The 11327-nt window shown below is 72.0% G+C and carries 11 protein-coding genes; 7 read left to right on the forward strand and 4 right to left on the reverse strand.

What is annotated here, in order from left to right; genetic code table 11:
• Positions 1-6: 6 nt before the first annotated feature.
• Positions 7-591, reverse strand: coding sequence for a GbsR/MarR family transcriptional regulator (locus tag WDZ95_RS20020; RefSeq protein WP_166223486.1), 585 nt, complete (start codon positions 589-591; stop codon positions 7-9).
• A gap of 123 nt (positions 592-714) precedes the next feature.
• Here WDZ95_RS20020 and WDZ95_RS20025 point away from each other — a divergent pair, with 123 nt between their 5' ends.
• The gene (locus WDZ95_RS20025) at positions 715-1122 is read left to right on the forward strand and encodes a carboxymuconolactone decarboxylase family protein (RefSeq protein ID WP_425781072.1); all 408 of its coding nucleotides are present in this window, start codon (positions 715-717) and stop codon (positions 1120-1122) included.
• A 21-nt stretch (positions 1123-1143) separates the two neighbouring features.
• Here the strand turns inward: WDZ95_RS20025 and hemP are convergent, their stop codons facing one another.
• The gene (gene hemP / locus WDZ95_RS20030) at positions 1144-1326 is read right to left on the reverse strand and encodes a hemin uptake protein HemP (protein ID WP_240936476.1); all 183 of its coding nucleotides are present in this window, start codon (positions 1324-1326) and stop codon (positions 1144-1146) included.
• A 91-nt stretch (positions 1327-1417) separates the two neighbouring features.
• Between hemP and dcd the strand changes: the two genes are divergently transcribed.
• The 3 genes from dcd (at position 1418) to WDZ95_RS20045 (ending at position 4474) form a co-directional block, all read left to right on the forward strand.
• Positions 1418-1984, forward strand: coding sequence for a dCTP deaminase (dcd, locus tag WDZ95_RS20035; protein WP_166223495.1), 567 nt, complete (start codon positions 1418-1420; stop codon positions 1982-1984).
• A gap of 46 nt (positions 1985-2030) precedes the next feature.
• Complete coding sequence (ypfJ, locus tag WDZ95_RS20040; protein WP_425781075.1) at positions 2031-2918, forward strand: KPN_02809 family neutral zinc metallopeptidase; 888 nt, start codon at positions 2031-2033, stop codon at positions 2916-2918.
• Between the two features lie 104 nt (positions 2919-3022).
• Positions 3023-4474, forward strand: coding sequence for a DEAD/DEAH box helicase (locus WDZ95_RS20045; protein WP_425781077.1), 1452 nt, complete (start codon positions 3023-3025; stop codon positions 4472-4474).
• Between the two features lie 15 nt (positions 4475-4489).
• On the opposite strand, the gene WDZ95_RS20050 is transcribed toward WDZ95_RS20045, so the two are convergent.
• Positions 4490-5320 carry a symmetrical bis(5'-nucleosyl)-tetraphosphatase gene (locus tag WDZ95_RS20050; RefSeq protein ID WP_425781078.1) on the reverse strand — a complete coding sequence of 277 codons (831 nt, stop codon included), beginning with the start codon at positions 5318-5320 and terminating at the stop codon, positions 4490-4492.
• Positions 5321-5329: 9 nt separating this feature from the next.
• Here WDZ95_RS20050 and WDZ95_RS20055 point away from each other — a divergent pair, with 9 nt between their 5' ends.
• Positions 5330-6649: a hemolysin family protein gene (locus tag WDZ95_RS20055; RefSeq protein WP_425781080.1), complete on the forward strand. Its 1320-nt coding sequence runs from the start codon at positions 5330-5332 to the stop codon at positions 6647-6649.
• 4 nt (positions 6650-6653) lie between these two features.
• Here the strand turns inward: WDZ95_RS20055 and WDZ95_RS20060 are convergent, their stop codons facing one another.
• Positions 6654-8942: an ATP-dependent DNA helicase gene (locus WDZ95_RS20060; protein ID WP_425781082.1), complete on the reverse strand. Its 2289-nt coding sequence runs from the start codon at positions 8940-8942 to the stop codon at positions 6654-6656.
• Positions 8943-8951: 9 nt separating this feature from the next.
• Here WDZ95_RS20060 and WDZ95_RS20065 point away from each other — a divergent pair, with 9 nt between their 5' ends.
• Both WDZ95_RS20065 and WDZ95_RS20070 read left to right on the forward strand, forming a co-directional pair.
• Positions 8952-9662: a hypothetical protein gene (locus WDZ95_RS20065; protein WP_425781084.1), complete on the forward strand. Its 711-nt coding sequence runs from the start codon at positions 8952-8954 to the stop codon at positions 9660-9662.
• A gap of 175 nt (positions 9663-9837) precedes the next feature.
• The gene (locus tag WDZ95_RS20070) at positions 9838-11091 is read left to right on the forward strand and encodes a hypothetical protein (RefSeq protein WP_425781085.1); all 1254 of its coding nucleotides are present in this window, start codon (positions 9838-9840) and stop codon (positions 11089-11091) included.
• Positions 11092-11327: the final 236 nt, after the last annotated feature.

Genomic DNA, 11327 nt, shown 5'->3' on the forward strand with positions numbered 1-11327 from the left:
GGGGGCTCAGGCCGCGTTCTTGTCGGTGCGCGCGGCGCCTTTGCCGGTGAGCCGGTCCTTGAGTTCGAGCACGCGCGTCACCGTAGCGCCCATGCCCATGAGTTGCAAGGCCGTCTCGGGGGCGAGCTTCTGCACGTCGTCGAACCAGGTCATGAGCCGGTCGATGAGGTCGTGCATCTCGCGCATGCGCTGCTGCGCGTGGCGCTCGGCCTCGGTCTTGGGCGTGTCGAGCAGCGCGGTGCGCAGCATGGACAGCGTGGGTTCGATCTCACGGCGGCGGCGCTCCTCGGCCAGCACGCGGAAGATTTCCCAGACATCGGCCGGGGCCTCGAAGAACTCGCGCCGGTCGCCCGCGAAGTGGCGCAGGCGCACCAGCCGCCAGGCCTGCAGTTCCTTCAGCCCCATGCTCACGTTGGAGCGCGAGAACTCCAGGGTTTCGGCGATCTGGTCCGCGCACAGGGGCTCGGGCGAGAGGTAGAGCAGGGCATAGATCTGCCCTACGGTTCGGTTGATGCCCCAACGGCTGCCCATTTCGCCGAAGTGGGCGACGAACTCGCGGTTGAGCGCAGGAAGGTGGTCTTGTAGCGGCATGGCCGGCACTGTAGCCGCATCCGTCTGAAATTTCAGTAATTACTGAAATTTCAGGATGCGCTGCAGGGGCATGCCGAACGGGGCTGGGGCAGACTGCGGGGCCTGTCCACCCCCATTGCTGCCATGGCCACCCTCCAAGCCCCTGCCGATCCCGAATCGAACCCGCGCGTGAAGGCCGTGTTCGACGACATCCGCGCCACGCGCAAGACCGACTTCGTGAACAACCTCTGGCGCACCCTGGCCTTCGATGCCGACCTGCTCGAGCGCACCTGGGCCGAGGTGAAGGCGGTGATGGCCACGCCCGGCGCGCTGGACCCGCTCACCCGGGAGCTGATCTACATCGCGGTGTCCATCGCCAACAGCTGCGGCTACTGTGTGCACTCGCACACCGCGGCCGCGCGTGCCAAGGGCATGAGCGACGCCCAGCACGCCGAGCTGCTGGCCATCGTGTCGCTGGCCGCCAAGACCAATCACCTGGTCACGGGGCTGCAGGTGCCGCTCGACCCGGTCTTCGACGCGAACCGGCCCTGAGCGTGGCGCAGAGCGACCGCCTCACTTGGTGAGGATCAGCTTGTTCTGCGCGGTGAGGCTGAGGCGGTAGACCTGGCCGGCGTGCTCGATGTAGACCTCGCGCCGTCCGCCGCTGAGCTCGGCGTACGGCACGCGTGGGGCCGGCGCTGGCGCCGCTGCGGCGGGCGTGGCGAGGGTGGAGGGGGGCGGGGCGTTCGGGTTCACGGCCCCAGTATAAACACAAATGCGAACTATTCTCATCGGTTCGGCACAGCGGCAGCGTCCGGGTGTGCGGCCCTGCCTACAATCGCCGCCCATGAGCATCAAGAGCGACAAGTGGATCCGCCGCATGGCCGAACAGCACGGCCTGATCGAACCCTTCGAGCCCGGCCAGGTCCGCCAGGTCGAAGGCCGCAAGGTGATCAGCTACGGCACCTCGAGCTACGGCTACGACATCCGCTGCGCGCCCGAATTCAAGGTGTTCACCAACATCCACAGCACGGTGGTGGACCCGAAGAACTTCGACGAGAAGAGCTTCGTGGACATCAACGCCGACGTCTGCATCATCCCGCCCAACAGCTTCGCGCTGGCGCGCACGCTCGAGTACTTCCGCATCCCGCGCAACGTGCTCACCATCTGCCTGGGCAAGAGCACCTACGCGCGCTGCGGCATCATCGTCAACGTCACGCCCTTCGAGCCCGAGTGGGAAGGCTACGTGACGCTGGAGTTTTCCAACACCACGCCGCTGCCCGCCAAGATCTACGCGGGCGAAGGCTGCGCGCAGGTGCTGTTCTTCGAAAGCGACGAGGTCTGCGACGTGTCGTACAAGGACCGCGGCGGCAAGTACCAGGGCCAGGTGGGTGTGACCCTGCCCAAGGCCTGAGCCCGGCCCGGCCGCGCGGGCGGCCCTTCGTCACAGGAGCCGCACGATGAAATGGGAAAACAACCGCGAGTCCGACCAGATCGAAGACCGGCGTGATTCGCCCGGCGGCTTCGGCGGCGGGCCCCGCCTGGGCGGCGGCCGCGGCATCGGCCTGGGCACCATCGTGGTGGCGCTGGTGGCGGGCTGGATCTTCGGTATCAACCCGCTCACCATCCTGGGCGCGCTCGAAGGCGGCGGTCTGCCGGCGCCCGCGCCGGTCGAAGCGCCCGCGGCCCGCACCGGTACCCCGGGCGACGACATGGGCCGCTTCGTGGCCGCGGTGCTCGGCGGCACCGAAGACGCCTGGGACGGCATCTTCCGCGCGGCCGGCGCGCAGTACCAGAAGCCGCGCCTGGTGCTGTTTCGCGGCGCCACGCCCACGGCCTGCGGCACCGGACAGGCCGCCATGGGGCCCTTCTACTGCCCGGGCGACCAGAAGGTCTACATCGACCTGAGCTTCTACGACACCCTGCGCCGCCAGCTCGGCGCGCCCGGCGATTTCGCGCAGGCCTACGTGATCGCGCACGAGGTGGGCCACCACGTGCAGAACCTCATGGGCATCACCGACCAGATGGAGCGCCAGCGCGCGCGGCTGAGCCAGCGCGAATACAACGCGCTGTCGGTGCGGCTCGAGCTGCAGGCCGACTGCTTCGCGGGCATCTGGGCCCACCACAACCACCAGAGCGGCAACGTGATCGAGCCGGGCGACGTGGAGGAGGCGCTGAACGCCGCCGCGGCCATCGGCGACGACGCGCTGCAGCGCCAGAGCCAGGGCCACGTGGTGCCCGACAGCTTCACCCACGGCACCAGCGAGCAGCGCCAGCGCTGGTTCCGCACCGGTCTGGACACGGGCGATGTGCGCGCCTGTGACACCTTCAAAACCGCCCGCCTGTAGCGGCTTTCGCCCCGGATTCGGCCCCGGCGGGGTCGGATGCGACAATAGCGGGCTAATTCTGTGGTCTGCCCTGGCTTTGCCGGGGTGGGTCACCCGACCCTGATATGACCCAAAGCTTCTCCGAACTCAACCTCGCGCCGGCGCTTGCGAGGGCCGTGGCCGACATGGGCTACGAGACCATGACGCCGATCCAGGCCCAGGCGATCCCGCAGGTGCTCACGGGCCGCGACGTGATGGGCGCGGCCCAGACCGGCACCGGCAAGACCGCCGCCTTCAGCCTGCCGCTGCTGCAGCGCCTGCTGCGCCACGAAAACGCCTCCACCTCGCCGGCCCGCCACCCGGTGCGTGCGCTGGTGCTGCTGCCCACGCGCGAGCTGGCCGACCAGGTGGCCGAGCAGATCAAGCTCTACGCCAAACACACGCTGCTGCGCAGCACCGTGGTGTTCGGCGGCATGGACATGAAGCCGCAGACGCTCGAGCTCAAGAAGGGCGTCGAGGTGCTGGTGGCCACGCCGGGCCGGCTGCTCGACCACATCGAGGCCAAGAACTGCGTGTTGAACCAGGTCGAGTACGTGGTGCTCGACGAGGCCGACCGCATGCTCGACATCGGCTTCCTGCCCGACCTGCAGCGCATCCTGAGCTACCTGCCCAAGCAGCGCACCACGCTGCTGTTCTCGGCCACCTTCTCGCCCGAGATCAAGCGCCTGGCCAACAGCTACCTGCAGAACCCCATCACCGTCGAGGTGGCGCGCTCGAATGCCACGGCCTCCACGGTCGAGCAGCATTTCTACCGTGTCGATGACGACGACAAGCGCGGCGTGCTGCGCCAGATCCTGCGCGAGCGCGACCTCAAGCAGGCCTTCGTGTTCGTCAACAGCAAACTCGGTTGTGCGCGCCTGGCGCGTTCGCTCGAGCGCGACGGCCTCAACACCGCGGCGCTGCACGGCGACAAGAGCCAGGACGAGCGCCTGAAGGCGCTCGACGCCTTCAAGCAGGGCAACGTGAACCTGCTGGTGTGCACCGACGTGGCCGCGCGTGGCCTCGACATCAAGGACGTGCCCGCGGTGTTCAACTTCGACATCCCGTTCAACGCCGAGGACTACGTGCACCGCATCGGCCGCACCGGCCGCGCAGGGGCTTCGGGCCTGGCGGTGTCGTTCGTCTCGGGCAAAGACGCGCGGCTCGTCGGCGACCTCGAAAAGCTGCTGGGCAAGAAGCTCGAGATCGAGGCGATCGAGCTCGAGGCCGAGCGCCGCCCCAGCGGCCGCTTCAACGACGGCCAGCGCGCCTGGCGCGACGAGTCGGCGCGCGAACCGCGTGAGCCCCGCGAGCCGCGCGCCGCCCGCCCGCACCCGGCCCCGCGGGCGCCCCGCGCCCCGGCCGACCCCTTGTTCGACCAGCCCTACGAGGCCAAGGCCGCCAGCGACGCGCCGCCCGCCTGGGAAACCGCGCAGCGCAGCGCCGCCCCGCGCGGCCTGTCGCCCAACATCAAGACGCGCCGCAAGGTGGCCGCGCTGTTCAAGGCGCCCGCGCCCGCGCCGGCCGAGAACGGCTGACGCGCCGCCGCCGGCTCAGTCGCCGCCCGGCGCCTGTGCCTGCGGGCAGCGCTGTTCGAAGAGCTCCACCGCGTCGCCATGCAGGCGCACCGCGGTGAGGCAGCCGCCCCAGACGCAGCCGGTGTCCAGCGCCATCAGCGTGGGCGTCATGAGCCGGCCCAGCGTGGACCAGTGGCCGAAGGCCACCGGCACCTCGGCCGTGCGGCGGCCGGGCACGGCGTACCAGGGCATGAAGCCCTCGGGCGGGGTGGACGCAGCGCTCTTGGTCTTGAACTCCATCTCGCCCTCGGCGCTGCAAAAGCGCAGCCGCGTGAAGGCGTTGACGATCACGCGCAGGCGGTCGTCGCCTTCGAGCGTGGGCGTCCAGCGCGCGGGCGTGTTGCCGTACATGGCGTGCAGAAAGGCCGACCAGTCGGCGCTTTGCAGCACCGTTTCCACCTCGTGCGCGAGCTCGAGCGCGTCGGCCGCGCTCCACTGGGGCAGCACGCCCGCGTGCACCAGCAGCCAGCCGCGCTCCATGAGCGCGAGCGGACGCTGGCGCAGCCAGTCGAGCAGGGCGGTGCGGTCGGGGGCGTTGAGGAGGTCATCGAGGGTGTCGCTGCGGTGCGGCGGGCGCACGCCCTGCGACACCGCAAGCAGGTGCAGGTCGTGGTTGCCGAGCAGGGTCTGCGCGCTGCCGCCCAGCGCCATCAGCCGGCGCACCGCGGCGAGCGAATCGGGCCCGCGGTTGACGAGGTCGCCGAGCACCACCAGGCGGTCGCGGCTGGGTGAAAAGCCCACGGTGTCGAGTAGACGGCCGAGCGCGCCGTCACAGCCTTGCACATCGCCGATCAGATACAGTGCCATGCTCCGATTATGGATTTCGTCCTCATCGCCTTCCTGACGCTGCTCAATGGCGCTTTCGCCATGTCCGAGCTGGCGCTCGCCTCGAGCCGCCGCGCGCGCCTGGGGGCCATGGCCGAGGACGGCGACAAGGGCGCGGCCACCGCGCTGCAACTGCTCGAACACCCCACGCAGTTCCTGTCGTCGGTGCAGGTGGGCATCACCTCCATCGGCATGCTCAACGGCATCGTGGGCGAGGCGGCTTTCAGCGACGACCTGGGCCGCTGGTTCCTGAGCCTGGGCCTGGACCCGCGCGTGGCCGGCGTGCTCGCCACGGCACTCGTGGTCACGGCCATCACCTTCATCACCATCGTGTTCGGCGAGCTGGTGCCCAAGCGCATCGGCCAGCTCTACCCCGAGACCGTGGCGCGCTGGGTGTCGCGCCCCATGGCCGCCGTGGCCCAGGGCGCCAAGCCCTTCGTGTGGCTGCTCACGCACACCACGCAGTGGGTGCTCAAGCTGCTGCGGGTGGACAACAGCGCGGCCCAGGTGGTCACCGAAGAAGAGATCAAGGCCAGCCTGGCCGAGGGCGTGGACGCCGGCATCATCGAGGCGCAGGAACACCGCATGGTGCGCAACGTGTTCGGGCTCGACGACCGACAGCTCAACTCCATCATGCTGCCCGCGTCCGAGATCGAATGGCTGGACGCGCGCGACAGCATCGACGAGGCGTTGCGCAAGGCCGGCGCGAGCGGGCATTCGTGGTACCCGGTGTGCCGCAATGGCCTCGAAGACGTGGTGGGCGTGATCCACGTGCCGCAGCTGCTCGCGCTGCAGCAGCGCGGCGAGCCCGGGACCGTGGGCGAGCATGCGCAGCCCGCGGTGTTCGTGCCCGAAACCCTCAGCGGCATGGAGCTGCTCGACCAGTTCCGCGCGCGCGCCACGCGGCTGGTGTTCGTGGTCGACGAGTACGGCGTGGTGCAGGGCCTGCTCACGCCGCGCGACATGCTCGAGGCCATCACGGGCGAGCTCTCGCCCGAGCAGCCGGTCGACGCCTGGGCGCGGCCGCGCGAGGACGGCGCCTGGGAGATCGACGGCGCGATGCCGGTGGCCGAGCTCAAGTCGCGGCTCGACATCGACGGTTTCCCCGACGAAGACAAGGGCCGCTACGCCACCGTGGCCGGCCTCATGCACTCCATGGCGGGCACACTGCTGCAGCGGGGTGAGTTCGTCGACGGTGCGGGCTGGCGCTTCGAGGTGGTCGCGCTCGACGGCCGCCGCATCGACCGCGTGCTCGTGACGCGCCTCGCGCCGCCGGCCGACGACGCGCCGCCGGCCGAGAGCGACGGCTGATCGCTCAGTCCAGGCCCCACCACGCGGGCAACAGCGCGCGCACCTCGGGGTCGGCAAAACGGCGATCGAGCAGCAGCAGCGCGCCGCGGTCCTCGGGCGTGCGGATCAGCCGGCCCGCGGCCTGCACCACCTTGTGCAGACCCGGCACCAGGTAGGTGTCGCGCCAGCCCGAAGCGCCCTGGCGTTCGAGCCGTTCGCGCAGCGCCTCGGTGAGCGGCTCGGGCGGCGGCAGGCCCAGCGTGGCCACGCTCACACCCACCAGCCGGTCACCGGGCAGGTCGATGCCTTCGGCGAACACGCCGCCCAGCACCGCGAAGCCCAGGCCCTGGCCGCCCGGCGCGAAACGCGCGAGAAAGGCCTCGCGCGCGCCGTCGTCCATGGCGCGCGACTGCGCCCACACCGGCACCTCGGGCGCGGCGGCCCGGAACGCGGCCAGCGCCTGTTCGAGGTAATCGAAGCTGCTGAAGAAGGCGAGGTGGTTGCCCGGCGTGGCGCGCACGTGCGCCACCAGCTCGTCCACCAGCCGCGGCAGCGTGCGCGCGCGGTCGGCCCAGCGCGTGGACAGGCCGTGCGCGATGCGCAGGCGCAACTGTGCCGCGCTGAAGGGCGAAGGCACGTCGATGTGCGCCGTGTGCGCGTCCAGACCCAGCAGCCGCTGCGCGTGGTCCAGCGGGGCGAGCGTGGCCGAAAACAGCGTGGCCGCGTGGGCGCCGGCCCAGCGCGGCTGCAGCAGCTCGGCCGGCAGCAGACAGCGCAGGGCCAGGCGCGGGCGCGGCCGGCCGCGGCGCGCGGGCGTACCGGCGCTGCGCTCGAACACCGAATGCGGTCCGAAGCGCTCGGCCACGCGCAGGAAGTGCAGCACGTCGAACAGCCAGGGCTGCAGCGGCAGGCCGGCCTCGGGGTGTTGCGCCATGAAGTCGCCGAGCGCGCTCAGGTGGCGCTGCAGCGTGCTCACGAAGCCGTCGGGCGGGTCGTCGTCGAGCTGCGTGCCGCCCGACCAGTCGCGCGCCAGCGCGCCCCAGGCGCGGTGCACGCTGTTCATGGACGCGGCGAGCGCGCGCGGCGCCTGCGCGCGGCTGGCCGCGAAGCGCAGCGGGTCGAGCTCGGCGCTGTGCATCTGGCGCGCGCGCTCGACCAGGTTGTGGGCTTCGTCGAGCAGCAGCTGCACGCGCCAGCCCTCGGCCTGGGCCATGGCCCAGGCCTGGGCATTGAGGTCGAACCAGTGGTTCACGTCGCCCACCACCACGTCGCTCCAGCGCTGCATCTCCTGCGCGAGGTAGTAGGGGCAGATGCCGTGCGCGAGCGCCACGGCGCGCAGCGCCTCGCGATCGAGCAGGCCGCGCTGCACCGCGGCCGCGCGCGCCGCGCCCAGGCGGTCGTAGAAGCCGCGCGCGAGCGGGCACGAGTCGCCGTGGCAGGCCTTGTCGGGGTGTTCGCAGGCCTTGTCGCGCGCGAGGCGTTCGAGCACACGCAGCGGCTGCGCGCGCAGGCGGCGCAGGCCGTCGAGCGCGACCGCGCGCGTGGTGCCCTTGGGCGTGAGCACCAGCAGTTGATCGCTGTCGGCCAGCGGCATGGCGCGCAGCGCACCGAACAGCGTGGCCGCGGTCTTGCCGATGCCTGTGGGTGCCTGGGCGAGCAGGTGGCGGCCCGCGCGCTGGGCGCGGAACACGGCCTCGGTGAGCGCACGCTGGCCGCTGCGGTAGCCGTCGAAGGGAAAGGGCAGTTGCGCGAGCGCGGCGTTGCGCGCGCGGCGGTGGGCCTGTTCCTGCAGTGCCCACGCGCGGTAGCGCTCGCACAGCGCCTGCGTGTGGGTGGCGAGGGCGTCGCGCGTGTGGCGCTCCACCAGCACGGTCTCGCGGCCGCTGTCGATGTCGAAGTACACCAGCGCCACCTCGATCGCATCGAGCGCGTCGGCTTCGCAGAGCAGCCAGCCGTACACGCGGGCCTGCGCCCAGTGCAGCGCGCGCTGGTTGTCGGCGATCAGCGCCGGATCGCCGCGGTGGGTCTTGATTTCCTCGACGCGCGGCGCCTGCGGGTCGTAGCCGTCGGCGCGGCCCTGCAGCCACAGCCCTGCGCAGGCCGCGGCCAGCGTGCGCTCGCGCTGGTAGGGCGCGGCGCGGCGCGCTGTCACGGTGGCGTGGCCTTCCATGCCGGCGAGCGCGCTGGGCGCGGGCGTGAAGCGGTGGTCGAGGTCGCCCGTGCGCGCCGCGAACGCACACAGGCTGCGGACGCCCACGCGGGGCGGTTCGGGCGGGCGCGGTGCGGTGTCGGCGGTCACGGAGCGGGGCATCATACGGGCCCCATGGACGCCTTGCCCCTGACCCGGCGCCACCACCAGCGCCTGCGCGACATGCACCGCTCGGCCGGCTGGCCCTGCCACGATGCCATCGAGATCGACCTGCTGGCCGCGGGTTATCTCGAGCGCCGGTTCGGCCCGCAGGGCCACGAAACCCTGCGGGTGACCGACGCCGGCATCGCGCTGCTCGCGCGGGCGCAGCAGCGCAACCGCGCGCAGCGCGACGCACACGAGCGGCTTGTGGCACGCGTGGCGCAGGCGCAGGTGCGCGAGGGCCGGCTCGCCTGGTGCGGCCTGTCGTTGCGCGCGCCGCTGCCGCGCGACGATGGCGGCCAGGACTGGGCGCTCGCGAACCCCGACGTGTTCTCGATCCGCCGCAGCTCGCGCGCCGACTGGTTGGAGCCCGTGGTGCACGAGATCAAGGTGAGTCGCGCCGACCTGCGCGCCGATCTGCGCCAGCCCGCCAAGCGCGCGGCCTACCTCGGCATGGCGGGCGCGGTGTGGTACGTGCTGGGCCGCGATGCGCGCGGCCGCGCCATCGGCGCCGCCGACGACGTGCCCGCCGAATGCGGCGTCATGGCCGAGTGCGATGAAGGCCTGCGTGTGCTGCGCGAGGCGCCGCGGCGCCCGGTGCCGGCCTTGCCGCTGCACGTCTGGCTGGCGCTGGCCCAGGCCACACCCACACCGCCCGACGAGCCGGCCCAGGCCTGGCTGTGAGCCCGCCGGCGCGGCCCCGGGCCTGAGGCGCGCGGCACGCCGTGCGGCTCGTCCATGTGGCCGAGTGCGCGGGGATTCGTGCCTTCGCAGTATCGGCAGCGCCCGGCCCGCGGCCGACCATCTGGCCCCACCCGCCCGGGCACACCGGGTACCCGTATCAAGCAGGGGCCTTGCCATGAAGCGCATTCCTCTCCCCGCCTTGTTCGCGATCAAGCTGATCGTTCTGGCCTTGGTCTGGTCACTGGGCAGCGGCCACCGGGCCGATGCCTCCGCGCAGGCCGAGGTCGCGCGTCTGCAGGCCCACAACGCCGATGGCAACGACCTCTTCGGCGGCGCGCTGGCGCTCTCGCGCGACGGCCGCGTGCTGGTGGTGGGCGCCGACCTCGAGGCCGGCCGCGGCGAAGACGGCGACGACAACAGCCTGCCCGGTGCGGGCGCGGTCTATGTGTTCGAACGCAACAGCGAAGACCGCTGGGTCGAGACCGCCTACCTCAAGGCCCCCGTGCCCACGGCCGGCGGTGCGTTCGGCTTCGCGGTCGCGCTCGCGGCCGATGGCCAGACCCTCGCGGTCGGCGCGCCCTTCGAGCCCAGCGACGGCATCGGCAGCGTGCACCTGTTCCACCGCATTGGCACGCGGTGGTCGCACGGCGAACGCCTGCGCGCCCCGCAAGGCGCGCAGCGTTTCGGCATCGGGCTCGAGCTGTCGGCCACCGGGTCCGAACTCGCCGTGGCCGCCACCGGCCCGCAGCGCAGCCTGCAGGCCCATGTGTTCGGCTGGCGCGCGGGGCGCTGGAGCGCCCAGGGCGTGCTCGAACACCCTGCGCGGGGCGACGCCTCGGCCAGCCCGCGCCTGGCGCTGTCGGGCCAGGGGCGCCGGCTGGCGCTGGCCAGCACCGGCGATGCGCGCGTGCAGGTGTTCGACGCCACCGCCACGGGCTGGGCGGCCGGCGCGCTGATCGACCGCCCGTTTGCGGGCCGCGACGAACCCGCCGCCTCCGTGCAGTCGGTGCTGCTGTCGAACGACGGCCGCACGCTGGCGGTGAGCGGCACCACGGGCTGCATCGGCGTGCACGTGGACGAAGCGGCGCAGGCCTGGCGAGCCCAGGCGCGGCTGCAGGCCGCACCGGGTGGCGTGTCGCTGGGCCACGGCATGGCGCTGTCGGCCGACGGCCAGGCGCTGGTCGTGAACGCCGCGGACAACGTGCCGCACGTCTACCGCTTCCAGCGCCACGCCGGCGCCTGGTACGCCTTGCCCGGCGTCACCGAACCCGATGGCCGCGAGGGCCTGTTCGGTTCGTCGCTGGCCCTGTCCGCCGACGGCCGCTGGCTCGCGGTGGGCGCTCGCCTGGAGGCGGGCGAGGCCCGCTGGCCCTGGACACGGCCTGCGGGGCCGGGCGCGGGCTCGGTGCATGTCTACGCACCCGGTTGAACGAACGATGTTGAAGGAGAAGAGACCTTGAACCCTTGGCTGTTGGCCCCTTGTTTGGGGGCGGTGTTGTTGGCGGGTTGTGGGGGAGGCGGCACGGACAGCCCCAAGGCGCCTGCACCGGCGCCCGCACCTGCGCCTGCGCCCGCACCTGCGCCTGCACCTGCACCTGCACCTGCGCCTGCACCTGCACCTGCACCTGCACCTGCACCTGCACCTGCACCTGCACCTGCACCTGC

Source organism: Hydrogenophaga sp. T2, assembly GCF_049843535.1.
GTDB classification, from domain to species: domain Bacteria; phylum Pseudomonadota; class Gammaproteobacteria; order Burkholderiales; family Burkholderiaceae_C; genus Hydrogenophaga; species Hydrogenophaga crocea.

What these genes read in the sequence shown, in the direction of transcription:
- WDZ95_RS20025 (WP_425781072.1), top strand. Translation starts at nt 715, where the DNA reads ATGGCCACCCTCCAAGCCCCTGCCGATCCCGAATCGAACCCGCGCGTG.
- WDZ95_RS20065 (WP_425781084.1), top strand. Translation starts at nt 8,952, where the DNA reads ATGGACGCCTTGCCCCTGACCCGGCGCCACCACCAGCGCCTGCGCGAC.
- dcd (WP_166223495.1), top strand. Translation starts at nt 1,418, where the DNA reads ATGAGCATCAAGAGCGACAAGTGGATCCGCCGCATGGCCGAACAGCAC.
- ypfJ (WP_425781075.1), top strand. Translation starts at nt 2,031, where the DNA reads ATGAAATGGGAAAACAACCGCGAGTCCGACCAGATCGAAGACCGGCGT.
- WDZ95_RS20050 (WP_425781078.1), bottom strand. Translation starts at nt 5,320, where the DNA reads ATGGCACTGTATCTGATCGGCGATGTGCAAGGCTGTGACGGCGCGCTC.
- WDZ95_RS20055 (WP_425781080.1), top strand. Translation starts at nt 5,330, where the DNA reads ATGGATTTCGTCCTCATCGCCTTCCTGACGCTGCTCAATGGCGCTTTC.
- WDZ95_RS20070 (WP_425781085.1), top strand. Translation starts at nt 9,838, where the DNA reads ATGAAGCGCATTCCTCTCCCCGCCTTGTTCGCGATCAAGCTGATCGTT.
- WDZ95_RS20060 (WP_425781082.1), bottom strand. Translation starts at nt 8,942, where the DNA reads ATGATGCCCCGCTCCGTGACCGCCGACACCGCACCGCGCCCGCCCGAA.
- WDZ95_RS20020 (WP_166223486.1), bottom strand. Translation starts at nt 591, where the DNA reads ATGCCGCTACAAGACCACCTTCCTGCGCTCAACCGCGAGTTCGTCGCC.
- WDZ95_RS20045 (WP_425781077.1), top strand. Translation starts at nt 3,023, where the DNA reads ATGACCCAAAGCTTCTCCGAACTCAACCTCGCGCCGGCGCTTGCGAGG.